The sequence below is a fragment of the Flavobacterium sp. genome, from assembly GCF_043722275.1.
Taxonomy (GTDB): Bacteria; Bacteroidota; Bacteroidia; order Flavobacteriales; family Flavobacteriaceae; genus Flavobacterium.
Genome location: NZ_JAYSPC010000004.1, coordinates 1 through 25373, shown reverse-complemented (window position 1 = coordinate 25373; position 25373 = coordinate 1). Strand labels below are relative to the sequence as shown.

At 32.5% G+C, this 25373-nt stretch carries 24 protein-coding genes and 1 pseudogene; 8 read left to right on the top strand and 17 right to left on the bottom strand.

The genetic code is table 11. From position 1 onward, the window contains the following. Positions 1-197: 197 nt before the first annotated feature. Positions 198-1976 carry an ABC transporter ATP-binding protein gene (locus ACHZDT_RS00420; protein WP_394772687.1) on the bottom strand — a complete coding sequence of 593 codons (1779 nt, stop codon included), beginning with the start codon at positions 1974-1976 and terminating at the stop codon, positions 198-200. A 91-nt stretch (positions 1977-2067) separates the two neighbouring features. Between ACHZDT_RS00420 and ACHZDT_RS00415 the strand changes: the two genes are divergently transcribed. The 4 genes from ACHZDT_RS00415 to ACHZDT_RS00400 all read left to right on the top strand — a co-directional run bounded on the left by ACHZDT_RS00415 (position 2068) and on the right by ACHZDT_RS00400 (position 6242). After that, positions 2068-2646 (top strand): non-canonical purine NTP diphosphatase, encoded by a 579-nt coding sequence (locus ACHZDT_RS00415; RefSeq protein WP_394772686.1) that lies wholly within the window; start codon positions 2068-2070, stop codon positions 2644-2646. A 204-nt stretch (positions 2647-2850) separates the two neighbouring features. After that, on the top strand, positions 2851-4779 hold the full coding sequence (locus ACHZDT_RS00410) for a DEAD/DEAH box helicase (RefSeq protein ID WP_394772685.1): 1929 nt from the start codon (positions 2851-2853) through the stop codon (positions 4777-4779). 252 nt (positions 4780-5031) lie between these two features. Further along, positions 5032-5805, top strand: coding sequence for a carboxypeptidase-like regulatory domain-containing protein (locus ACHZDT_RS00405; protein ID WP_394772684.1), 774 nt, complete (start codon positions 5032-5034; stop codon positions 5803-5805). A 98-nt stretch (positions 5806-5903) separates the two neighbouring features. Beyond that, positions 5904-6242: a DHCW motif cupin fold protein gene (locus tag ACHZDT_RS00400; RefSeq protein ID WP_394772683.1), complete on the top strand. Its 339-nt coding sequence runs from the start codon at positions 5904-5906 to the stop codon at positions 6240-6242. A 325-nt stretch (positions 6243-6567) separates the two neighbouring features. Here the strand turns inward: ACHZDT_RS00400 and ACHZDT_RS00395 are convergent, their stop codons facing one another. The 3 genes from ACHZDT_RS00395 to ACHZDT_RS00385 form a co-directional block, all read right to left on the bottom strand. Further along, entirely contained in the window at positions 6568-8028 is a 1461-nt protein-coding gene (locus tag ACHZDT_RS00395; protein WP_394772681.1) for an aminoacyl-histidine dipeptidase, read from the bottom strand. A 139-nt stretch (positions 8029-8167) separates the two neighbouring features. After that, positions 8168-9049, bottom strand: a complete 882-nt coding sequence (locus ACHZDT_RS00390; protein WP_394772680.1) for a PhzF family phenazine biosynthesis protein — start codon at positions 9047-9049, stop codon at positions 8168-8170. A gap of 75 nt (positions 9050-9124) precedes the next feature. Beyond that, entirely contained in the window at positions 9125-9634 is a 510-nt protein-coding gene (locus ACHZDT_RS00385; RefSeq protein ID WP_394772679.1) for a sigma-70 family RNA polymerase sigma factor, read from the bottom strand. Positions 9635-9728: 94 nt separating this feature from the next. Here ACHZDT_RS00385 and ACHZDT_RS00380 point away from each other — a divergent pair, with 94 nt between their 5' ends. The 3 genes from ACHZDT_RS00380 to ACHZDT_RS00370 all read left to right on the top strand — a co-directional run bounded on the left by ACHZDT_RS00380 (position 9729) and on the right by ACHZDT_RS00370 (position 12131). Further along, positions 9729-10793, top strand: a complete 1065-nt coding sequence (locus tag ACHZDT_RS00380; RefSeq protein WP_394772677.1) for a DUF3810 domain-containing protein — start codon at positions 9729-9731, stop codon at positions 10791-10793. Positions 10794-10995: 202 nt separating this feature from the next. Further along, positions 10996-11490 (top strand): RNA polymerase sigma factor, encoded by a 495-nt coding sequence (locus ACHZDT_RS00375; RefSeq protein ID WP_089481356.1) that lies wholly within the window; start codon positions 10996-10998, stop codon positions 11488-11490. A gap of 8 nt (positions 11491-11498) precedes the next feature. Then, positions 11499-12131 carry a hypothetical protein gene (locus ACHZDT_RS00370; RefSeq protein WP_394772676.1) on the top strand — a complete coding sequence of 211 codons (633 nt, stop codon included), beginning with the start codon at positions 11499-11501 and terminating at the stop codon, positions 12129-12131. 122 nt (positions 12132-12253) lie between these two features. On the opposite strand, the gene ACHZDT_RS00365 is transcribed toward ACHZDT_RS00370, so the two are convergent. Then, positions 12254-13063: a lysophospholipid acyltransferase family protein gene (locus tag ACHZDT_RS00365; protein ID WP_394772675.1), complete on the bottom strand. Its 810-nt coding sequence runs from the start codon at positions 13061-13063 to the stop codon at positions 12254-12256. A gap of 125 nt (positions 13064-13188) precedes the next feature. Then, positions 13189-13839 (bottom strand): NUDIX hydrolase, encoded by a 651-nt coding sequence (locus ACHZDT_RS00360; protein ID WP_394772674.1) that lies wholly within the window; start codon positions 13837-13839, stop codon positions 13189-13191. 104 nt (positions 13840-13943) lie between these two features. On the opposite strand from ACHZDT_RS00360, the gene ACHZDT_RS00355 reads away from it, so the two are divergent. Continuing rightward, entirely contained in the window at positions 13944-14378 is a 435-nt protein-coding gene (locus tag ACHZDT_RS00355; RefSeq protein ID WP_394772673.1) for a DUF4268 domain-containing protein, read from the top strand. 93 nt (positions 14379-14471) lie between these two features. Here the strand turns inward: ACHZDT_RS00355 and ACHZDT_RS00350 are convergent, their stop codons facing one another. The 11 genes and pseudogenes from ACHZDT_RS00350 to ACHZDT_RS00300 all read right to left on the bottom strand — a co-directional run. Then, a complete protein-coding gene (locus tag ACHZDT_RS00350; RefSeq protein WP_394772672.1) occupies positions 14472-14882 on the bottom strand; it encodes a hypothetical protein in 411 nt (136 codons plus the stop codon). Positions 14883-14902: 20 nt separating this feature from the next. Beyond that, on the bottom strand, positions 14903-15847 hold the full coding sequence (locus tag ACHZDT_RS00345) for an NAD(P)H-dependent flavin oxidoreductase (RefSeq protein WP_394772671.1): 945 nt from the start codon (positions 15845-15847) through the stop codon (positions 14903-14905). 12 nt (positions 15848-15859) lie between these two features. Next, the gene (locus tag ACHZDT_RS00340; protein ID WP_394772670.1) at positions 15860-17461 is read right to left on the bottom strand and encodes a S8 family serine peptidase; all 1602 of its coding nucleotides are present in this window, start codon (positions 17459-17461) and stop codon (positions 15860-15862) included. A 44-nt stretch (positions 17462-17505) separates the two neighbouring features. Continuing rightward, positions 17506-18693 carry a tRNA 2-thiouridine(34) synthase MnmA gene (gene mnmA / locus ACHZDT_RS00335; RefSeq protein ID WP_394772669.1) on the bottom strand — a complete coding sequence of 396 codons (1188 nt, stop codon included), beginning with the start codon at positions 18691-18693 and terminating at the stop codon, positions 17506-17508. Between the two features lie 138 nt (positions 18694-18831). Next, a complete protein-coding gene (locus ACHZDT_RS00330; protein ID WP_394772668.1) occupies positions 18832-19548 on the bottom strand; it encodes a toxin-antitoxin system YwqK family antitoxin in 717 nt (238 codons plus the stop codon). Between the two features lie 136 nt (positions 19549-19684). Continuing rightward, complete coding sequence (gene yidC / locus ACHZDT_RS00325; protein WP_394772667.1) at positions 19685-21586, bottom strand: membrane protein insertase YidC; 1902 nt, start codon at positions 21584-21586, stop codon at positions 19685-19687. 80 nt (positions 21587-21666) lie between these two features. Continuing rightward, positions 21667-23292 carry a CTP synthase gene (locus ACHZDT_RS00320; protein ID WP_394772666.1) on the bottom strand — a complete coding sequence of 542 codons (1626 nt, stop codon included), beginning with the start codon at positions 23290-23292 and terminating at the stop codon, positions 21667-21669. A 582-nt stretch (positions 23293-23874) separates the two neighbouring features. Further along, on the bottom strand, positions 23875-24288 hold the full coding sequence (locus tag ACHZDT_RS00315; protein WP_394772665.1) for a hypothetical protein: 414 nt from the start codon (positions 24286-24288) through the stop codon (positions 23875-23877). A 30-nt stretch (positions 24289-24318) separates the two neighbouring features. Then, positions 24319-24612 (bottom strand): hypothetical protein, encoded by a 294-nt coding sequence (locus ACHZDT_RS00310; RefSeq protein WP_394772664.1) that lies wholly within the window; start codon positions 24610-24612, stop codon positions 24319-24321. 17 nt (positions 24613-24629) lie between these two features. After that, on the bottom strand, positions 24630-24866 hold the full coding sequence (locus ACHZDT_RS00305) for a DUF3820 family protein (RefSeq protein WP_213297790.1): 237 nt from the start codon (positions 24864-24866) through the stop codon (positions 24630-24632). A gap of 236 nt (positions 24867-25102) precedes the next feature. Then, positions 25103-25373: pseudogene (locus ACHZDT_RS00300) on the bottom strand (glucosamine-6-phosphate deaminase); the annotation flags it as partial.

The following is a 25373-nucleotide window of genomic DNA, read 5'->3' as shown; positions in this document are numbered from 1 at the left end:
GCGTTTTTACGAAGTAAATCTGTTTTATCCGCGTCAAAATTAGACGCTGATTTTACTGATTCGCTAAAGCGAAAACGCTGATAAAAACGGATTTTTCTAATACTTTCTTGATTAAACTGTTAAGTAATTTTATAGATTTCCCCTTAACTTAATGACATTGCCCGGAGGACTAAAGATCTCCAAATCACCTACAAAAACTAATCCAGCGTTTGCGCGATCTTATCCAGGTTTAAACTATTTGCCATTGCGGTAAATATTCTATAGTACACAGATCTGTTATCGTATAAATCGTCATGAGTTCCTTTTTCGACGCATTTTCCCTGTTCTAAAACAATTATATTAGAGGCATCTATAATTTGCGAAATACTGTGCGAGATAATAATTACCGTTCTGTCTTTTTTAATGGCGTCAAGTGATTTTTTTATCTGCTCTGTAGCTATAGCATCTAAACTTGCCGTTGGTTCATCCAGAAAAATAATTGGCGGATTTTTCAGGAACAATCTTGCAATAGCAATTCTTTGTTGTTGTCCGCCCGAAAGTAAATACGCATCAGAATCATAACCCTTAGGCAATTGCATGACTTGTTCATGAATATAAGCTTGTTTGGCAGCATCTATAATTTCAGATTGCGTTGCTTCAGGTTTTCCGTAAAGAATATTCTCTGCAATTGTACCTTTAAAAATGTGATTCTTCTGTAAAACCAATCCAATATTTTTACGAAGAAAATCGGTATTGTAATCGTTCAAATCTACTCCATCCAAATAAATATGTCCAGATGAAGGCAGATAAAATTTATCCAATAAATTAATAATGGTACTTTTTCCGGCGCCGCTCAATCCTACCAAAGCGGTATTTTCGTTTGGTTTTATCGTAAAACTAACATCAAAAAGCGCTTTTGTTCCATTAGGATAAACAAAATCCACATTTTTAACTTCTATAAGCCCAAAAATTTTCTCAGGAATATAATCACCGCTCGTCTCCTTTTCATTATCAGATTCTAAAATATCAAAGAATCCTTCGGAATATATCAAGGCATCGTTTACTTCATCATAAATACGATGCAATTGCCTGATTGGCGACGAAACATTATTAAATAACATAATATGAAACATAATTGCTCCAATTGTCATGGTATTATTTAAAACAAAATAAGCGGTTAGAATAATGATAATAACGAGTCCTATTTGTTCTATGAAACCTTTTATACTTTCAAAAATAAAACTCGTTTTTCTTGTATCGAGCTGATTTTCGGTCATTTCAAACTGAATTTTCTGATGCCTTTCTGCTTCCATAGGTTCACGAACAAAAGACTTAATTACAGTTATGGATTCAATTAAACTTATGATTCCGTTATTTTTAGTTTCCCGATAATTACGCATTCTTCTTCTGAAACCACTTAACTTAGTTGCCTGAAGCTGACTCACATAAAAATAAATCGGAATAATACATAAACTTACTAAACCAACATACACATTGGCATAAAACATCAATATCAGCGCCACAAAAGCATTGGCAAACAAAGGCATAATATCAATAAAAAAATTCTGAACCAATCTTGTTAAACTGCTAATGCCAAGATCAATTCTGGTTTGTAGTTTTCCGCTTTCATTTTCACCGGAAGTATAAAACTCCATTCTATAACTTAAGATTTTTTCTACAATAGCCTGAGAAATATCTCTGGTTATAAAAATACGAAGCTTTTCACCATAAAACTTCTGACCAAATTGTACGATAGAATAAATCAATTCTTTAGAAAGCAAAACAATAGTAATTATACCTAATAAATGGAATCCTTTTGATAATGGTTCATGCGCAACCATTAAATTATTAATTGTATCTACTGTATATTTTAGTATTAAGGCATTGACTTGTGCGGCAAACGATCCTAAAAAAGTAAGGAATAATGTAGCAATTACCATTTTTTTGTATGGCTTAACAAAAGGTGTTATTTTTTTATAGAGTGCGGAGATCTTCATTTATTTTTAGTTTTCGTCACATATCAAATATAAGAATTCTAAATTTGTGTTTTAAATTACTCCTATATAATATAATCATAAACTATTTATTATGAAACTCGTTTTCGCTTCAAACAATCTTAATAAAATCAAAGAAATTCAAAGCATATTAAAAGGATCTATTCAATTATTAAGCCTGGAAGACATTGGCTGTCATGAAGAAATTCCTGAAACTGCGGATACTATTGAAGGAAATGCCATTTTGAAGGCTAATTATGTAACCCAAAAATACGGTTATGATTGTTTTGCTGATGATACAGGTTTAGAAGTTACGGCACTAAACGGTGAACCTGGAGTATATTCGGCAAGATATGCAGGAGAGCAACGAAATGCTGATGATAATATGGATAAACTTTTAAAAGCTTTATTAGATAAAGAGAATCGAAGTGCCCAGTTTAAAACCGTTATTGCACTCAATATAAAAGGAGAACAGCATTTATTTACCGGAATTGCAAAAGGAACTATTGTTTTAGAGAAAACAGGAAATCATGGTTTTGGCTATGATCCAGTTTTTAAGCCGGAAAATTATGACGAAACATTTGCAGAATTATCTTTGGACATTAAAAATAAAATCAGCCATCGTGCAAAAGCGACGGGGCAACTAATTGATTTCCTGAATACAACCAAATAATTGTTTTAAATACAACATTTTATAGTCTAAAATTTATATTTCAAGACGTGTTTTTGTAGTAAAATCTTCGTTTTATGATTAAAAACATTTTAGGATAAACATAACTTTTTGATAATCAAATCATAACAAATACATAATTCTTAAAATAGCATTAGTTTATCTGAATAATTAACAGTAATTTTGCACCCTATTTTAAAAATACATATGAACAAATTTGAACAATTAGGATTGAGTGAATCGTTACTGAAGGCGATTTTAGATCTAGGATTTGAAAATCCGACTGAAGTACAGGAGAAAGCGATTCCCCTATTATTGGAAAAAGACACAGATATGGTTGCGTTGGCTCAGACAGGGACAGGGAAAACGGCAGCATTTGGTTTTCCGCTAATTCAAAAAATTGATGCCAACAACAGAAATACACAAGCATTAATTTTATCTCCAACACGCGAACTATGTTTGCAGATTACCAACGAAATTAAAAACTACTCTAAATACGAAAAAGGTATTAATGTGGTAGCAGTTTACGGTGGAGCTAGCATTACAGAGCAAGCAAGAGACATTAAAAGAGGAGCACAAATTATTGTGGCTACTCCAGGTAGAATGCAAGATATGATTAACAGAGGATTGGTAAACATTTCTCAAATCAACTATTGTATTCTTGATGAGGCTGACGAAATGTTGAACATGGGATTCTACGAAGATATCGTAAACATCCTTTCAACTTCTCCAGACGAAAAAAGTACATGGTTGTTCTCTGCAACTATGCCACAAGAGGTTGCAAGAATTGCAAAACAATTCATGCACGATCCATTAGAAATTACAGTAGGTGCTAAAAACTCAGGTTCAGCTACCGTTTCTCACGAATTTTATTTAGTTAATGCACGTGACCGTTACGAAGCTTTGAAACGTTTAGCCGATGCAAATCCAGACATTTTCTCTGTGGTTTTCTGTCGTACTAAAAGAGATACACAGGCTGTTGCCGAAAAATTAATTGAAGATGGATACAGCGCTGCTGCATTGCACGGAGATTTATCTCAGGCGCAACGTGATGGTGTAATGAAATCTTTCCGTGGAAGACAAATTCAGATGCTTGTTGCTACTGACGTTGCAGCACGTGGAATTGACGTTGACAACATTACACATGTTGTTAACTACCAATTACCTGACGAAATCGAAACTTACAATCACCGTTCAGGACGTACTGGTAGAGCTGGAAAATTAGGAACTTCTATTGTAATTGTTACAAAAAGTGAGTTGCGTAAAATTTCATCTATCGAAAGAATCATCAAACAAAAGTTTGAAGAAAAAACTATCCCGTCTGGAATCGAAATTTGCGAGATTCAATTATTGCACTTAGCAAACAAAATTAAAGATACTGAAGTTGATCACGAAATTGACAACTATTTACCAGCAATCAACAATGTTCTTGAAGGTTTATCTAAAGAAGAATTGATTAAGAAAATGGTTTCAGTAGAATTTAACCGTTTTATTGCTTACTACAAGAAAAACAGAGATATTTCTAATCAGTCTTCAGGTTCTGAAAGACGCGAAAGAAGTGATTCTGCTGAGCCAAGAGAATTCAATAATAACGGAGCAGTTCGTTATTTTGTAAACATCGGTTCAAGAGATAATTTCGATTGGATGTCACTTAAAGATTACCTGAAAGAAACATTAGACTTAGGTCGTGATGACGTTTTCAAAGTGGATGTAAAAGAAGGTTTCTCTTTCTTTAACACTGATCCTGAGCATACTGATAAAGTTATGGAAGTATTAAACAACGTACAATTAGAAGGACGTCGTATTAATGTTGAAATCTCTAAAAATGATGGCGGCGGAAGACGTGACCATAACGGACGTAGTAGCGGTGGAGGCGGTGGACGTAGTTCTGCTCCAAGACGTGAAGGAAGTTTTGCTCCAAGACGTGAAGGTTCTGGCGGAGGCGTTGGAGGATTTAGAAGCGATAGAAACTCTGCTCCAAGAGAAGGTGGTTTCAGAAGCGACAGAAACTCTGCTCCAAGAGAAGGTGGTTTTAGAAGTTCAACTCCAAGAACCGAAGGTGGTTCTGATAGAGCTCCAAGACGTTCTGAAAGCTTTGGTGATTCACCAAGACCAAGAAGACCAAGAAGAGATTAATAATTTAATTATCTTAAAATATAAAATCCCAAATTCCAGACATAATTGGAATTTGGGATTTTTTTATACAAAGAATCTTCTTTTAATAGATATGTTTTGTAATTCAAAACAATTAATTTAAATCTCCTTACCCTTTTTTAGTTAAATACCAGAAGCAACAGTTCTTTCCTTTGTTAATTTTCTGATAATTATATTCGAAGACTGCGAAATATTTAATCCCTATTTAGTACTTTTAGTGCTTTAAATCAGGATATGAAATATTTCGCAGTTTTCTTTTTTACACTACTATCTACAATCGGTTTTGCACAAGACGCTGAGTCTACAGTACCTCAAAGAGTATCAGGTTACATTATCAATGATAATAGTAAACAGCCTCTTGCTAATGTAAATATCATCAACACCAATAAAGTTCGTGGTGCAAAGTCTGATGCAAAAGGATATTTTGAAATAGATGTTCAGCTAAACGATACCATTCACTTTTCTATTCTGGGATTTCAATCTTTAAGAATCAGGGTAACAAATGACTGGATAAAAAATAAAGTAACCCGAATTCAGCTTACTGAAAAAGCAATTGCTCTTGAAGAAGTAATTATTGCTCCTTTTAACTTAACAGGATATCTTGAAGTTGATTCAAAATTAATCCCAACAAAAGAAAACTATCGTTATAGCATTTCAGGACTTACGCAAGGTTATGAAGCCGGTGAATATTCTCCAAATGCTTTCGGGAAAGTATTAGGATCAATTTTTAATCCTGCCGATGTTCTTTATGGTTTCTTCGGAAAAAATGCCAGAGAACTTAAAAAATTAAAAGAAATGAGGAAGGATGATACCGTGAGAAATCTTCTCGAATCTAAATATGATCGTGAAACAGTTTCTGTACTTTTAGGTGTTAGTAAAGATGAAATTCCTGAAATTTTACAGCGTTGCAATTATTCTGATGCCTTTATACAATCAGCAAATGATTTGCAAATCATGGACGCTATTAGCGGTTGTTACGAACAATACAAAGTATTGAAACGAAACTAAATCTCACTAAAACATACAACAAAATCCTCATTTACAATCGTAATGAGGATTTTTTCTTTTTCTTTATATTTGATTATTAACCGAACAAAACATAAACCATGTCTTTAATCGCTTATCAAAACATTGATTGGAATTTAATTACCAGAACAGAACACGCCGGAGAAACCGGAATTGCATATTGGCAAACGGTGCAATTAGAAGGTTTACGAATTCGGAAAATTACTTATTCTGAAAATTACTTTGCTGATCATTGGTGCCAAAAAGGACATATAGTACATTGTCTGGAAGGGGAATTTATTAGTGAATTAGAAAGCGGAGAAAAGTTCATACTTAGTAAAGGAATGACTTATGTAGTTTCTGACAACGCAAGCTCTCATCGCTCTATAACTGCCGCCGGAGTGGAATTATTAATAATAGACGGGGATTTTTTAAAATAATTTTAGAAACAAATCAGAATATTTTAGCTACATTTACTTATATTCAAAAAAGAAAATAACTAAATTTAAATATTATGGCAAAGAGTCAGGATGCTAAAAAAACAGCAAAAAAAGAACCGTTAAAAACGGCTAAAGAAAAGAAAGAAGAAAAGAGAGAAAAGAAAAATTCTCCTAAAAGAGATTAAATTTTAGTATTCAGTCACAGTTACAGTTTTCAGAATTATTGAGACTGAAAACTTTCACTGGAAACTAATACTTTTTTCAGTCCCATTCGCAGTATCCAGTTCCAATTGTGACTGAATACTGCGACTGAAAACTGATTACTTTATTTAACCGGAATATTTGAAAGAATTTCTAATACAAATTTCCAATATTTTTGGGCAGAAGATATACTTGCTCTTTCGTCTGGTGAATGCGCACCATGAATAGTTGGCCCAAAAGAAATCATATCCATTTCAGGATAATTTGTTCCTAAAATCCCACATTCTAAACCAGCGTGACAAGCTACAACTTTTGGCTTTTCACCGTTTTGTTTTTCGTAGATTCCAACCAAAGTATCTAATATTTCAGAGTTTACATTTGGTGTCCATCCCGGATAAGATCCTGAAAGTTCTACTTCACATCCTACTAATTCAAAAGCAGAACGCAATGCATTAGCTAAATCAAATTTTGAAGTTTCTACAGAAGAACGTGTTAAACATCCTATTGATATTTCACCATCTTTTATAATAACTCTGGCAATATTATTTGAAGTTTCAACCAGATCATCCATATCAGCACTCATTCTGTAAACACCATTATGAGCAGCATAAATAGCACGGATAATTCCTTCCTGAACTCCTAAATCCATTACTTTTTCAGGTAAATCGCATTTTACGATTTCAATAGATAAGTTTGGTTCTGTAGTTTTATATTCTGTTTTAATATCGTTGATAATTTCCTGCATATCAAAAATATATGCTTCATCAAACATTTCAGAAATAACTACTTTAGCAACACTTTCTCTCGGAATTGCATTTCTTAAACTTCCTCCGTTAATTTCAACTACTTGCAAACCAAAGTTTTCAAATGCATCAAATAACAAACGGTTCATTATTTTATTGGCATTTCCTAAACCTTTATTGATATCCATTCCTGAATGACCACCATTTAAACCTTTTACGGTAATAATATGTCCAACTGAACCTTCCGGAACATCTTCTTCATTATAAGTTCTTGTAGCGGTTACATCAATTCCTCCGGCACAGCCAATATCAATTTCATCATCTTCTTCAGTATCTAAATTCAAAAGAATCTGACCTTGAAGAATTCCTCCTTTTAAGTTTAAAGCTCCTGTCATTCCTGTTTCTTCATCAATCGTAAACAAAGCTTCGATTGCAGGATGCGGAATGTCTTTGCTTTCTAAAATAGCCATAATTGTTGCTACCCCAAGTCCATTATCAGCGCCAAGTGTTGTACCACGAGCACGAACCCAGTCACCATCTACATACATGTCAATTCCTTGTGTATCGAAATCAAAAACAGTATCTGCATTTTTTTGATGAACCATATCAAGATGCCCTTGCATAACAATTGCTTTGCGGTTTTCCATTCCCGGAGTTGCCGGTTTTCTGATAATTACATTACGGATTTCGTCTTCAAAAGTTTCTAAACCTAAACTGTTTCCAAAGTTTTTCATAAACTCAATCACACGTTCTTCTTTCTTTGACGGACGCGGAACAGCGTTTAAATCCGCAAACTTATTCCATAGCGCTTTAGGCTCCAGATTTCTTATTTCCTGACTCATTATTTTTTGTTTGAAGTTTAACAATTAAGAGTTTCAAAGTTACAAAGTTTAAACTCTTTTTTGGTAATAATTAAAATTGTATTTATAAATTTTATAATTCTTTTAGACCATAAAAAAGAAAACTAATTATAATTAATTTTTAGATTTCAATTATCATTTTTGAAGTACTTATCCCCTTTCCTCCTGCCATTAGTTTTTTTATTTTACTTTCTTCCAATACTAAATCGACAATAATTAAACTTGGCGACGGAACTTTCATAAAATGACCTTGTTCTATTAAAAAATGACTCTTATTACTGCTTAATTTATCATATAAATAACACGCAAGCGTTCCCGCAGCCATTCCTGTTCCGGCTTCTTCCTCTATTCCGTATCTTGGTGCAAACATTCTTGTTGTTACATCTCTTTCAGAATTTATACCATTAAAAGCAAAAACATAATACCCAACGAGATCAAATTCTTCGCTTAATTGATTTATCAAATCAAAATCAGGCTTAATATTGCTTAGAATATTGATATCTGAAACAGGTATAATCAAAAACGAATTACCGGTATTCACTAAAGTAATTGGTGTTTTTGACGGAATATCGTCTTCTTTTAAATTTAAGGATTTTAAAACCAATTGCTTTCTGGCTGAAACATCTCTGTAAGTTGGAGCTTGCTGTTCCATAAATGCCATTTCGCCAATGATTTTTATATCTCTTTTTCCGTCAATTGTTTCCTTTGATGAATTTGGATTTTTAATTTTCCCTAATTGACTTAAATACGAAAAAGTGGCAATTGTTGCATGTCCGCAGTGAGCGATTTGCCGATTTGGGCTAAAAAATTCAAGTTTAAAATCGGCGATACCAGATTTAGAAACAAAAGCTGTTTCTGAAAGTCCGACTTTTGCTGCAATTTTTAGTTTCTGCTCGTTCGTATAATCTTCAGCGTCAAGAACCACGCCTGCAGGATTACCACCTTTGTTATTATCAACAAAAGCATTTACAATTTGTACTTCGACTTTTTTTATTTTGTCCATTTTTTAATAATTTACGATTAATAATTCAATCTAAATTATAGACGCTAACTTCTAAAAAAAGACGCAAATCATTTTTTAAGAAAAGTTATCCAGATTCAATTCCTCTTTGTTTTCACAATTTAAAACAAGTATTTTTACTTTTTCTTTTCCTCTTTGTACTCTTGATTTCGCACCAGAATAAGAAATTTCAAGATATTCCGCCAATTCTCTTTGATTAAAATCTTTTAAAATAGTCAACAATAAAGCTTCCTTATATTTATCCGGTAAATTATTTATTTTACTGTTGATACAATTTGCAAGATTCGAAAAATCTACATCAGCATCATCATCAATAATATCAATATTTTCCAAAGAATCAATATTTTTATCTTTTCGGAAATAATCTAAAATAGTGTTTCTTGTAATTTGATATACCCACGAAGTAAGTTTTGAAGAATCTTTTAAAGTATGAACATGAAGCTGAATTTTCACAAACACATCTTGTAATATATCTTCGCTTATTTGTTTGTTTTGTACTTTAGAAAATATAAACTTTTGAAGTTCATAATGAAGATCTTTCCAAATATTTTGAATTTCTTTTTCCATAATTATTAAAAAACTGCAAAATTTAATTTATAAAGATAACAACAAATACAGCAAAAATAGTTTCTTATATTTACAATAATTTATAAGAATCAAAATGCTTAAAAGAAAACACATCTTACCTTTATTCCTTCTGTTACAGATTATCATTTTAAAAATCCTTCCGTATTTCCCAGAATTTATAGAACGCTTTTACAGCAACGGATTCTACATGAAAATCTCTTATTTTTCCAGAATTGTTTTAGGTAAAATCCCTTTTTCGGTTGGAGATTGTATTTATTCTATTTTGATTTTATTATTAATTCGGTGGATTTGGAAAACCCGAAAAACCTGGAAATTACAATGGAAAGATAATCTTCTAACAGTTTTAAGCTGTCTTTCTATATTTTACTTTTTCTTTCATTTGCTTTGGGCATTTAATTATTACAGAGAACCACTTTTCGAAAAAATGAAAATTGAAAGAGAATATTCTGATGCTGAATTATTGACATTTACCAAAAAACTAATTGCAAAAACAAACGAAATTCAGTTTCAGATTACAAAAAACGATGGCTCTAAAATTGTTTTTCCGTATTCTCAGGATCAGGCTTTTCAGATGAATTTAAGTGGTTATGAAAATCTTGCAAATCAATATCCGTATTTTAAATATGAAGTTTTAAGCGTTAAAAAATCGCTTTTTAGTTTACCGCTAACTTATATGGGTTTTGGCGGTTATTTGAATCCGTTTACAAATGAAGCTCAGGTAAATGATTTGTTGCCAATGTATAATTTTCCCGTTACAACTTGTCATGAAATGGCGCATCAAATGGGTTATGCAAGTGAAAGTGAATGCAATTTTATTGGAGTTCTTGCTTCTGTAAAAAATCAAAATTTATATTATCAATATTCGGGATATAGCTTTGCTTTGCGTTATTGTTTAGGAATGTGGCAGGCTAAAGATGAAAAGATATTTAACCAATTAAAGAAAAACGTCAATGTTGGGATTTTAAAAAATTATCAGGAAAGTCAGGATTTCTGGAAACAATATGATACTTTTATAGATAAGGGTTTTCATGTTTTTTATGATAATTTCTTAAAAACAAATAACCAAAAAGATGGTATGGAAGGTTATAGTAAATTTGTAGATTTAATGGTGAATTATTATAAAACTAGAAAATTATAAAAAGTTCGCCACGAATTACACGAATGATCACGAATTTTATAAACGAAAATGACTTTTATTTTTTATCTTAATGCAAATTAAAGCGAAAAAAGTAATTTGAAAAATTTGTGAAATTCGTGGCAAAAAAATCGTACTATTAATCTGTTCCAAAAAAAATAATCATTCACTGTAACAAAATTGATTGCAGTACTACTAATAGATTATGAGCGAAAATCTAGAACAGTCATTTGTTGCGCAATTGCAGGCAAATCAGAATATAATCCACAAGATTTGTAGATTATATACTGCTGGCGAAGATGCTCACAAGGACTTGTTTCAGGAAATCACTATTCAGTTATGGAAAGCTTATCCAAAATTTAGAGGCGATAGTAAATTTTCGACCTGGACGTATCGCGTTGCCTTAAATACCGCCATAACATTATATCGAAAAACAAAAAGAACCGTTTCAACAGTTGAGTATGAAAGTCATCAGCATTTTATAAAAGATGTTGATTACAATTATGAAGAAGAAGAACAGATTAAATTGATGTATAAAGCCGTTTATCAGCTTAATGACATCGAAAAAGCATTAGTTTTTATGTATTTAGAAGACAAAGATTATCAAGAAATAGCCGAAACCTTAGGAATCAGCGAAGTGAATGCGCGTGTGAAAATGAATAGAATCAAGGGGAAACTTAAAAAAATACTAAATCCTTAAAAATTATTATGAAAGAACTGGATTTACTAAAAAAAGACTGGAAAAAGAACGCCGATTCTTTTCAACAAATTTCTGAAAAAGAAATCTATAAAATGATTCATAAAAAATCATCTTCAATCGTGAAGTGGATTTTGATTATTAGCATTTTAGAGGTTTTATTCTGGACTGTATCTAATTATTTTTCAAATGTTGACGATGCATTACAAAAAATGAATCATCCGGAGATTATATTGTATATGGAGGTTTTGATGTATTTTAACTATGCTGTAGTTTTAGTTTTTATTTACTTTTTCTATAAAAACTATAAAACAATTACAACTACAGTTTCTACAAAAACATTAATGAGCAGTATTTTAAAAACCCGAAAAACGGTACAATATTATGTTTGGTATAACTTAGGAATGATTGTAGTTTCGTCAATTCTTAGCTTCTTTATAGGCTATGTTTACAATCCTGATATGGCTTTTATCAGAGAAAAACTGGCATTAAACGGAAAAGCAATGTTGTTTTCTGTTGGAGCTTTATTATTGCTGATTATAGTACTTTTTGGAACTTTCTGGTGTATCTACAGATTGCTTTACGGAACTTTATTACGTAGATTATATTCTAATTACAAAGAGTTGAAGAAAATTGATTTCTAAAAAAAGGTTTTCTTCTAAATTACTAAGGTTCTGAGATGCCAAGTTTCTAAATTTTTTTTCCAATAGAAAACCCCGAAACCTGAAACTTTTAATCTAAAATCAGAACTCTAAAATCTAAAATCCTAGTATTCCCATCTTCTTAATTTATTAAGTTCTTCTTCTGCTTTGATTTCTTCGGCTGGAATAACTTTCAAGAATGATGGATGTTGCTCAATTGCAAATTCTACTTTTGCTACGATTTCATCAATTGTATCATTTTCATAATCAATATCAAGAGGTTCTTTGATAATGAATGACTGTAGAATTCCTTTTTTCTTCATTCGCAATCCTTTCTTATCAAATGAACGGCGAAACCCGTCAATAACAATCGGAATTACAATAGGTTTATGTTGTTTGATAATGTGAGCAGTTCCTTTACGAACGGGTTTAAATGATTTTGTAGTTCCCTGCGGAAACGTAATTACCCAACCATCTTCAAGCGCGATTCTGATATTTTCAGTATCATTTGGGTTCACATCACGTTTTTCAGTAACATCAACACCTTTTGCACGCCATGTTCTTTCTACTGTAATAGCGCCCACATAAGCTAAAATTCTGGGTAACAAACCAGCTTGCATTGTTTCTTTGGCAGCAACATAATAAATATTCATCTTTGGCTGCCAGAGATATCCAATGTTCTTAATAGTATCTTGACGTCCGCTTAAACTTGCGTTAAACACGTGAAACATAGCAACAACATCAGCAAAATAAGTCTGATGATTTGATATAAACAAAACATTTGTATCCGGAAGTGTCTTAATAATTTCAGATCCTTCAATCTGCAAATCATTAAAACCTCTATATCTCCTGTGAGTCATGGCACCCAAAATGCGGATTAACCATTTCTTGATGAATAATATATGTCCAAAAGGATTTCGTTTAAACAATCCCATAGCAGTGTATTGTATTTTTTTGTTAGAACGCAAACATACAAAAATTATTCGTTTGGCAATACTATAAAGCAATTTCGGAAAGAAATCGCTATTATAATGAATATCAAATTGTTAAATTTTAGTGTTTACAGATTTTCTTCAAAAGTTATTTTCAAAACATCTCTAAGTTCACTTAAAATCATCGCTGTTGCTCCCCAAACCATATGATTTTGAATATTAAATGCCGGAACTACAATATTATCACCGTAAGAAGTTGACAATTTGGCTTCTATAATTATTTCATCGTCTAAAAAAACAGATAATGGCAATTCTATAATATCAGCAACTTCTCTGGCATCTGGATAAAATAAAAGTTCTTGGTTTGAAATCCCTAAAAACGGATGTACTAAAAAATTACTTGGCGGAATATACATTGGAGTAAATTGTTTTATTACTTCAATATTTTCAGGCGCGATTCCAACTTCTTCATGAGTTTCCCTCAAAGCAGTTTGCTGATAATCTGCATCTGTAATTTCATATTTTCCTCCGGGAAAAGCAATTTGCGAAGAATGAACTCCTTTATAAGCATTTCTGACAATTAAAACCAAATGTGTTTTTCCTTCTTTTGGATAAAACAACATCATAACAGCAGCAATTCTGGGATTCTCTATTTTTAAATCAGCATTTTTTAAGGCTTGTATTCTTTCTTTTGGAGCCATTTTTATATGCGAATCAACTGCCGGTAATTCAACTGGAATTAAATTAGGAACATATTGCAAAAAATCTTGAAAATCCATAATCAAAGTTTATTTTTGTACCTTCAAATAAAAGACAAATAAAATATAAATATAGTCCAGAAAACGCGGTTCTACAAGTTTTCTAAAATCAAAGCCATAAAAAAATGTACAGCAGAGAAGAATCACAGAAAATAAAAAGAGAGTTTTGGGTCGCTTTCGCCGAAAAATATCCGCGTAAGTGGGTACTTTATGACACAAAAATTAAAGATTTTTCTTTTAAATTTTATGTAGACAATAAAAAAGCTCAGGTATTGATCGACATCGAACAAAGAAGCGACGAGAAACGAAATGCTTATTTTGAAAAACTGGAAGCTTTAAAAAACATTCTGGAAGAGGAATTTATTAAAAATCTTGTTTTCGAAAAAAACTATACTCTTGAAAGTGGTAAAACCATTAGCAGAATCTGGACTGAAATACAAGGTGTAGGTTTTAGCAACCGTAATAATTGGGGTACTATTTTTGAGTTCTTTTTCGAAAAAATGAATGCTCTGGAAATGTTTTACCTAGAATATGATGAGTTTATAAAGGATATTTCTTAGGACAGGTTCTAAGTTGGTGAGTCGCTGAGATACTAAGTTTTTATGTAGCAAACCCGACAGGTTTTTAAAATCTGTCGGGTTTATTATTTAATTTTAAACGCTAAAAATATTATACAAAATAATATGATCGTCGTAATTAATATATAGTTGTTTGCGATAATCCTGTTTTTTTCTGGTAATAATTGAAAGCTTACATTCGCGGCCTTCATTATCTTTACACATAAAAGAATACACGATATCAGTATCATTTTCTTCGCGTTCGATGTAATCTAAAATGCTAAAAAGCTGAATTTCTTGTGAATAAACTACAATTCTATGTTTATTGGTATCCAGAATAATAGATAAATTGACCAAATCAAGATTCGACCATTCTCCCCATTTACCTCTTTCATTTTTCTCCAAAACACTAAATCCTGATGTTTTAAAACTATACGACTGGCTTTGAACTTGTTGAAAACCAAATCCTAAAAAAAGTAAAATAATATATGTGCGTATAGTATTCATAATGTAATTCTTGCAGGTAATTAAAACTCAAATTTAGCTTTTTCTTTGCAAGCAGCTTCAAAATCGGCTATCATTTCTTGAACAATTTGTTTAACTGGCAGTATTTCATGAATTAATCCGGCGATTTGTCCAATTTCTAGTTCACCTTCTTCAAGATCTCCTTCAAACATTCCTTTTTTGGATCTTCCTCTGCCTAAAAGCTGTACTAAATCTTCTTTTGATGGTGCTTTTTGATATAATTCCTGAACGTCATTATAAAATTTATTTTTAATCAATCGAACCGGAGCTAATTCTTTTAAGGTCAATTGGGTATCTCCTTCTTTTACTTCAACTATTTTTTGCTTGAAATTATCGTGAGATGAAGATTCTAAAGATGCTGCAAAACGACTTCCAACCTGAACGCCATCTGCGCCTAAAACCATTGCAGCAAGCATTCCTCGTCCGGTTGCAATTCCGCCCGCAGCGATAATCGGAATATGTATTTTTTCTTTCACCATTGGGATCAAAGTCAACGTTGTTGTTTCGTCACGTCCGTTGTGTCCTCCTGCTTCAAAACCTTCAACCACAATAGCATCAACTCCGGCTTCTTGTGCTTTTAAGCCAAAAACACTACTGCTCACTACATGCACAACAGTAATTCCTTTTTCCTTTAAAAAAGAAGTCCATGTTTTAGGATTTCCCGCCGAAGTAAAAACGATTTTCACGCCTTCTTCAATCACGATATTCATGATTTCTTCAATATTAGGATACAGCATCGGAATGTTTACACCAAAAGGTTTATCGGTTGCTTTTTTACATTTCTGAATGTGTTCACGCAAAACTTCCGGATACATCGATCCGGCGCCAATTAAACCTAAACCTCCCGCATTACTTACGGCCGAAGCTAATTTGTAACCACTATTCCAAATCATTCCGCCTTGAATAATTGGGTATTTTATATTAAAAAGTTGTGTTATTTTATTCATTCAAAAATGCAATTATTGTTTGATTATCTTTCCTGTTTTATGAACTCCGTCAGCATCAAAAGTATAAAAATAGAGTCCGCTTTTTAAAGCTTCAACAGAAAGAATTGGGTTTTGATTTGTTATTTGTTTCTCAATAATCTTTTGTCCTAAAACAGAATAAATTGAAATTGAAGCGGTACTATTTTCAAACAAAAATGAAACTGTTGTTTGCGCCGGATTAGGAAAAACAGAAAAAAGCGAAGAAGAGGTCGCAAAAGTTTCTACTCCTAAAGCAGATCCAAAATTGGGAATTCCGTACCCATAATTATTATTTGGCGCAGCATATTTATCAGAAGACTGAAGAATCATTTGCCTGATTTCTTTATTGGTTTTAGTTGGAAAAGCCTGCCATAAACAAGCAATCATTCCAGCCATAATCGGGCATGAAAATGAAGTTCCGTTCACGGTAACAATATTCCCTGCCGTATCTGATACTACCGAGGCTGTACCTTGCGCCATAATATCCGGTTTTATTCTGCCATCATAACTGGGTCCAACAGAACTGAAGCTTGATTTTATTTTTGAAGCCGTAACTGAACCGACTGTAATCACAGAAACTGCATCTGCGGGCGCACCAATATGAGGTTCTGCTGTGCTTCCTTCATTTCCTGCCGAAGAAACCACAATTATTCCTTTACTAAAAGCAATTTCGGCACCACGGGAAATAAAATTTGTCGAGCCATCCATATCGCTGTAAGTATGGCTATAATTAGGATTATCAAAACCAAAATAGCCTAACGAAGTCGTAATAATATCCACTCCTAAACTATCAGCCTTTTCGGCAGCTTCTACCCAATATGATTCTTCTACAGGATTTTCTGTAGGAGCATATTCTGTAATAAACAAATAGAAAGAAGCGTCTGGAGCTGTTCCAACAAGAGCATTTTCTTTGTAACCTCCTATTGTGGAAAGCACCATTGTTCCGTGACTATCACCTGTATAGAAATTATCGCTTCTGTTGACAAAATCATAACCTCCTAAAATTTGATTATTATCTATAAGTCTTTTAAAAGGCTGAGCAGTATTTACGCCCGGAAAACCAGCATCAATAACAGCAATTATTTTACCTGAACCTGTTTTATTTTGCTGATGCAAAACTTGCCCGTTCAACATTTGAATTTGATTTGCAGAAGATCCGTATGCATAATCAATTGTCGTTTTCAGCTTATCATTTGTTTGGGAAACTATGTTCTCTGAAACTTTTTTTAAAGTTGTACTCAAAGTTTTATTCGCAAAAACTACTTTATCGACAAATGATAATGATTTAAGCGATAAAATATCGGCTTGGGTTCCTCGAATATGAAGTGCATTTAACCATTTAGATTTTGCTTTGATGGTGATTCCTGAGCTTGATTTTATCTGATTTATATAAGTTTCTTCTAATGGAATATCAGTAAGATCTAAGGTGATATTTTGGTTTGTTCTGCGATCTAAAGCACGCTGAGTAAGCATCAATAACGGATTATCAAAAAAAGCTTGTGCATTTGGTTTATCTTTAAAATATACCCATGCATCTTCTTGCGAATAGATCGCAGAAGAAAATAGCATCAAAAAAAATATGAAATAGTACTTCATGATTACTTTTTTAAAGGGTTAAACCTTTGTAAAAAAGTATAAAGCTAAGAAATTACTCCCGAACCAACTAATTCATTATCGAAATACCACGCTGCAAACTGACCTTCGGTTATTGCTGATTGCGGCTCATCAAAATGAGCATACATTCCGCCTTCAAATTGGTGTAAAGTTGCTTTTTGCAAAGGCTGACGATAACGAATTCTCGCCATTACTTCCATCGTTTCCCCAACTTTTAATGCTAAATCAGTACGAATCCAGTGTACTTCTGATTTTTCGATAAATAATGCTTTTTTGAATAATCCGGGATGCTGACTTGTTAAACCAGTATAAATTGTATTAGTTTCAACGTTTGTTGCAATGATAAATAACGGATCTGTTGTTCCGCCTACATTTAGTCCTTTTCGTTGCCCGATTGTAAAATAATGCGCTCCCTGATGTTTCCCAACTACTTTTCCCATTGTTGGAAGATATGCAGGTTTTTGGGCTTCAAATTTCAATTCATCTTCTACTGATAAACCGGTTGGTTTTTCGATAGTATAAATAGGATCATTTTTATCTATCTGAACAATTTTACCGTCTTTAGGCTGTAATTTTTGTTGTAGAAATTCCGGTAAACGTACTTTACCAATAAAACATAATCCTTGTGAATCTTTCTTTTCGGCGGTTACCAAATCCATTTCAGCAGCGATTTCACGCACTTCAGGTTTTGTTAAAGCTCCTATTGGGAATAATGATTTTGCCAATTGATCCTGAGATAACTGACATAAAAAATACGATTGATCTTTGTTATTATCTGCTCCGGCAATTAATTGATAAACCGGTTTTCCACCAACTTCAATTTCATTTTTTTGACAATAATGTCCCGTTGCCACATAATCAGCACCAAGACTTAAGGCAATTTTCATGAAAACATCAAATTTGATTTCGCGATTACAAAGTACGTCAGGATTTGGAGTTCTCCCTTTTTCGTATTCGTTGAACATATAGTCAACGATTTTCTCTTTGTATTCTTCACTTAAATCGACAGTTTGAAACGGTATTCCGAGTTTTTCAGCTACTAATAAAGCATCATTACTATCTTCTAACCACGGACATTCATTAGAAATAGTAACTGAATCATCGTGCCAATTTTTCATAAAAAGGCCAATAACTTCATATCCCTGTTGTTGCAATAAATAAGCAGCAACACTCGAATCTACTCCACCGGAAAGTCCAACAACTACACGTTTCATTTTAAATCGTTTATATTTTCACAAGGGTGCAAAGATAAGCCCTATTTTTGATAATCGTGATAGTTTTGATTAGTTTATGTAATGACATCGTAGAGAAAATTTATTGCGCTCAAAAACAGATTTAGATTTCAAGAAAATCTAATTCATTTTAGGTTTTGAATCTGCCTGATAACTGCTTTTTGGGTCGCTCATATTTACTTCCTTGGTCAATTTTCCTTTAAGATAAAATTGCCACATATTTGCCTTTTTACCGTTTACAAATTTCCCTTTTGAAGCTACAGCTCCATCAGCGTCATAAAAAACAGCATCGCCATTGTATTCATTATTTTTATAAGTAGTTTGTTCTAAAAGAGTTCCGTTTTGTCCGTATTTTTTATAAACCCCTTCTTTTAGTCCGTTTATGTATGTCATTTCTTCGGCAATTTTAGAATCCGGATAATAAACAGTTCTTGGTCCTTCTAATTTACCATTTTTATAATTCTCCAATGTCATCAATACTTTTGAAGATTTATGATAATACTTCCACTCGCCTTCACGCGATTTACCTACTTCTTTTCCTTCGCTTACTTTGTTCTTATTCTGATCATAAAAAATAGTATAAGAACTTCCGTTATTGGCTGTAAAATCACGAGTTGCAATAACATCCCCTTTTTTGGTATCATCAAAAAATTTAAATACACCCGTTTCTTTTCCGTGATCAAAAGTTCCTTCGTAACGTGGGCGTTTAGAAACTTCATAAGTTCCTTTCCAGACTCCGTCTTTTTTTCCGCTGGCATCGACTTTATTCACATCTTGTGCAGAAACCAAAACCGCATTTAAGAAAAGTAATCCGATTATTATTTTTTTATAAATCATGTAATTTAATTTTAAGCTTTAACGAAAATGACATTGATAAAGTATATTGCAATCTTTTAAATTTAGAATTTACTCCAAATTTAAGAATATTGGATAAAAAAAAATCCCGATAAATCGAGATTTTTTAATATTCTAATTATTTTTTATTCTGCTTTTTTGTGGCCTCTTGTTGTTCCATTACATCTTGTAAACGTTGCTGAAACTTACTTTGTTTTTTAGGCTCTTTTAATTTATTCTCCTGAATCTGAGCATGAATTTTATCTGTATCAACAATATAGTTTTTAATTACAAACATAATTCCTATTGTAATCAAGTTAGATATAAAGTTATACAAACTCAAACCTGCACCATAACTATTAAAGAAAATCAACATCATCAATGGCGAAACATAAATCATGATTTTCATCATTTTTGCCATATCCGGCATACCTTCTTGTTGTGGCGCTGCCATTTGTTGATCTCCGGAAGTCATTTTCATATAGAAGAAAATCGCAATTGCTGCCAAAATTGGGAACAAACTGATATGACTTCCGTACATTGGAATATTGAAAGGTAGTTTTACAACGGCATCAAATGAAGATAAATCGTCTGCCCAAAGGAAACTTTTTTGTCTTAACTCAAAAGCCGACGGGAAAAACTGGAATGATGCATACATAAACGGGAGCTGAATCAATGCCGGAATACATCCTGCCATTGGGTTTACTCCTGCTTTATTATATAATTTCATCGTTTCCTGTTGTTTCTTCATTGGGTCTTTTTTGAATTTTTCTCCCAACTCTGTAATCTCCGGACGTAAAACTTTCATTTTTGCCTGTGACAAGAATGACTTATATGTAATTGGCGACATGGCCAATTTGATGATAATCGTAAAGATAATAATCGCTATTCCGTAAGCAATATATGAACTTAAGAATCCGAATAATGGAATAAAAACCCATTGGTTGATCCATCCAAAAATTCCCCATCCTAATGGAATAATTTTCTGGAAGTTTTTATCGTATGATTTTAATACTTTATAATCTGATGGTCCAAAATACCAGTTCATTTTATAATCTACTTCTCCGTGAGAGAAAGCTAACGGAACAGTTGCTTTAAATTGTTTGATAAAAGTAGTATCGATTTTTTCATCTTTAACTAACTCATCAGATTGTAGTTTTGATTTTTCGAATGGTTTATCAGTAGCTAAAATTGCAGCGAAAAAGTGCTGTTTAAAAGCGATAAAACTCACTTTTTCCGGAGTATCTTCTTTTGCATTACCAGAACTTACTGAACTGTATTTTTCATCGCCATATTCATATTCAAGTTGAGCAAAACGTTTTTCTATAGAAATACTTTTCTCATTTCTATACGATTTTAAATCCCAAACTAAATCTAATGGTTTAGATGAATTTAAAACTTTATTCAATCCTTGAGTACGAATATCAAAACCAACTAAATAATCATTTGATTTCAATATATATTTATATTCTAAAAACTCATTTGCTCCAGCTTTCAAACGCATTGTCAATATTTGATCCCCTCCGTTTTTAGTCAAAGTAGGTTCAAAATATAAATCTTTAGAATTTAAAGTTCTGTTGTCAGTTGTTTGTAACTGAATGCTTAAATTCGAATTATTGTCTTTGATTAATTCTACTAATTGTCCGGAATTTTTCTCAAACCTTTTGAATTCTTTCAATGTAGCTTTAACTATATAACCACCTTTATTGGCGATTTTTAGTATCATCTTTTCGTTTTCAATAGTCGTAAAACCCTCTTTAGCAGAAGGAAGTGTAGCTGAATAAGCAAAACCACCTAATGTTTTTTGTAATTGCGCTAATTGAACTGTATCGCCTGGAGTTGCAGCAGTAACCGGTAAAACAGCTGTTTTTGTTTTATCTGTTGTAGACTGTGCTTCTTGTTTAGCAACTAATTCTTTCTTGGCTTTTTCAGCAGCAATTTCTTTATCAGAAGGTTGATTTTGGTACATAATCCAAACCAAAATTCCAAATATCAATACAAAACCAATGATTGAATTAAGATCAAATTTTTTTTCTTCCATTATTTATTTAAAAAAAGTTATTCGTTTAAGGATATTAGTAATGAGTTGACCCCAAAAGTTACATCTTTTAGAATTAATTATTATTTTTTATGCGTATTTACATGCTTATTTACCGCAGCAGCCACAAAATTTACAAAAATTGGATGTGGGTTTGCAACTGTACTTTTGTATTCAGGATGGTATTGTACTCCAATAAAAAACGGATGATTTTCAAGTTCAACAATTTCTACCAAACCTGTATCCGGGTTTACTCCTGACGCTTTTAAACCTGCTTTTTGCAGTTCATCAGCATATTTATTATTGTATTCATAACGGTGACGGTGACGCTCTGAAATTGTCTTTTGTCCGTATATTCTATGCGCTAAAGTATTTGGTTTAATATCACATTTCCAAGCTCCAAGACGCATCGTTCCACCTTTATCTGTTATTGTTTTTTGTGCTTCCATTAAATCCACAACCGGATGAGGAGTTTTCTCGTTCATCTCTGTTGAATTCGCATCAGCATAACCTAAAATATTTCTTGAATATTCAATTATAGACATTTGCATTCCTAAACAAATTCCGAAAAACGGAATATCATTTTCACGTGCAAAACGAACTGCTTCAATTTTTCCTTCAATACCTCTTTCTCCAAAACCCGGTGCTACTAAAACTCCGTCAAGTGGTCCTAATTTCTCTTCAACATTATCACTATTAATGTGTTCTGAATGTATAGAAATTACGTTTACTTTAGTTTCATTTGAAGCTCCTGCATGGATAAACGCCTCTAAAATAGATTTGTAACAATCCTGCATTTCTACATATTTACCAATCAGACCAATATTTACGGTATGTTTTGGATTTTTTAATCTGCGTAAAAAAGTATTCCAGTTTTTTAAATCCGGAGCGGCTTTTTTAGGTAAATCTAATTTCTTTAAAGCCACAACATCTAATCCTTCTTCAAGCATTAAATTAGGAACTTCATATATTGTTGAAGCATCAATAGACTGAATTACCGCTTCTCTTTTTACGTTACAAAACAACGCTAATTTATTACGCAATTCATCCGAAAGTTCATGCTCAGTTCTACAAACCAGGATATCAGCTTTGATTCCGCTTTCCATCAATGTTTTCACAGAGTGTTGCGTCGGTTTTGTTTTCAACTCACCCGCAGCAGCTAAATAAGGAACTAAAGTTAAATGAATAACAATTCCGTTATTTTCTCCTAATTCCCAAACTAATTGACGAACAGATTCTATATAAGGTAATGATTCAATATCACCTACGGTTCCGCCAATTTCAGTAATTACAATATCATAATCGCCTGATTTCCCAAGCAATTGCATTCTGTCTTTAATTTCATTTGTAATATGAGGAACAACCTGAACTGTTTTTCCCAAAAATTCTCCTCTTCTTTCTTTTTCAATAACCGAAAGATAAACTCTTCCTGTAGTAACGTTATTTGCCTGAGAAGTAGGAACATTCAAAAAACGCTCATAATGTCCTAAATCTAAATCTGTTTCGGCACCATCATCAGTTACATAACATTCTCCGTGCTCATATGGATTCAACGTACCCGGATCCACATTGATATATGGATCGAATTTTTGAATAGTTGTACGATATCCTCTTCCTTGTAACAATTTTGCTAAAGATGCTGCGATAATTCCTTTTCCTAATGAAGAAGTCACACCGCCTGTAACAAAAATATATTTTGTTTGATTCATTCTGTTGTTGTTTGTATGTAGTTGTGTAAAAAACTTGGCAAAAGTACAAATTAAATTAGACAATTTATCAATTAGAGAATGAGATAATTTGCAAATTTTTAAATAGATCGATTAGATGTTTCCGTTATCGATAATTTTAACTTTTAATTAGACCTTTTTTTGAATATTACCCTAATCTTCTTCATATTAAAACCAGATTATAAAATGAAAAAATAAAGAATAGGACGCTAAACAATATGTCTGAAATCAACACAATTCTAAAATTAGATAAGCGTATTATTTTATTGATAATGAAACGCACTGTCAATTGAATAAGAAAAAAAGAAAAAATTTTTATACTATATGGATTATAGATAATGGCTTCATTGAAATTAAATCTCAATATTTGAGAAAAAGCTCTTGTAAGACCACGGCTTTTGCAATAACTCAACGGCATTCCTTCGCACGAAGATGGAATACCAAAATTCAAATAAGGAAGTAGAAAACAATAAAAAAAAACAAACATAATAAATGCAATAAAAATCATGTTTATCTTTTTATAAGACTCTATTTCGTAAGCAGATTTTATTTGCACAAGGAGATTTATTTTGTTTTTCTAACCTTTATCGTGTCTGATGTTATTTCTAAAGTATTTAAAGAATCTTGTACTTTTACCGAATCTATATTTTCTGAATCAAACTCTTGTGTGATTTTATCTTTTTCATCCTTTTCCTTTATATTAGAACTTACTTTTGCTACAATAAAAACCATAACAACAATAACAATTACTATAGATAAAATTCCTAAAATAAAGCCTGCTTGTGGCAAAGTTGCAGAAACATTATTATTTCTTGCCTGTAAAACACCAATTGCGCCAAAAACAATAGCAAGAAGTCCAAAAATTATTGCAATTATACCAACACATGGTATGAATGAAACAAGGACACCTACAATGCCTAATACCAGTGCTGCAATACCCATTCCCTGACCTGCATTTTGTTGTGAGTTATTATCCATCAATGTTTAAATATTATTATCTTTATTTTATTAATTCCACATTAAAAGTATTGCCATTAGAAGACCACCAACTAATAAAAAAACAATTGAAATAACTGCCGCAATAATTCCTAGAAACAAGCTTATCATAGCTAATGAAGTAGGTGCATTTTCAGTTTTTGCCTGAGATAAACCAACTGATGCCAAAATTATTGTAATAATCCCACCTAGCAAGCCAAAAAAATTAAAGCAAGGTATAAAAGAAGCTATAATCGATATTACTCCTACTATTAATGCTGCAATACTTAAATTCTGGCCTGCATTTGACCGTTCTAAATTCTCCATAAATGTATGTAGTTGTCTTATTTTACAGGTTTCGGATATTGTTTTTTAATGTTTCGAATCAATTCTTCCAATCCGTTTAATTTTAGTTCATAAACAAGTGCCAGTTGCTGACCCAATTCTCCGTTAGGAAAACCTTTATTATGATACCAAACTACATAATATTCCGGTAAATCAATTAAAAATTTTCCTTCGTATTTCCCGAAAGGCATTTTTGTATGAGCTAATTTTATGAGAAGTTTTTTATCTGGTTCCATTTTTTTTCTAAAAGAAAGAAGCAAGAAAGTAGAATAAGGACTAATTCTCTCACTTGCTTCTTATTGGCACAAATCTATTCTATTTTTTTATTTTTCTTGCAAAAGATTAAAAGGATTTAAAAGATTTTTTTTTCTCCACGAATCTCACGAATTAGCTCGAATTAATTAGCAAAAAATAGTGCAAGTCGTGGCGAATATAAAAACTTAGAATCTTAGCAACTCCGAACCTTAGTAACTTAGTAATGCCATCTCACAAACGCTTCCATTGCTGCGTACGTTGCTAAACCTAATTCCTGGTACAAATTAGCTGTTTCTGCATTTCTGTCTTCGGCTCTTTGCCAAAATTCCCTGGCATCTGTTCCCTGAAAAACAACACCATCTTTTTGCGATTGGTGTTTGAAAATTCCATGACGTTTTGCCAATACCTGATCCGGACTCATGGGTACAGCCATTTCGACTTCGTCAATTCCCCATTCCTGCCAGGCTCCACGATATAACCATAACCAG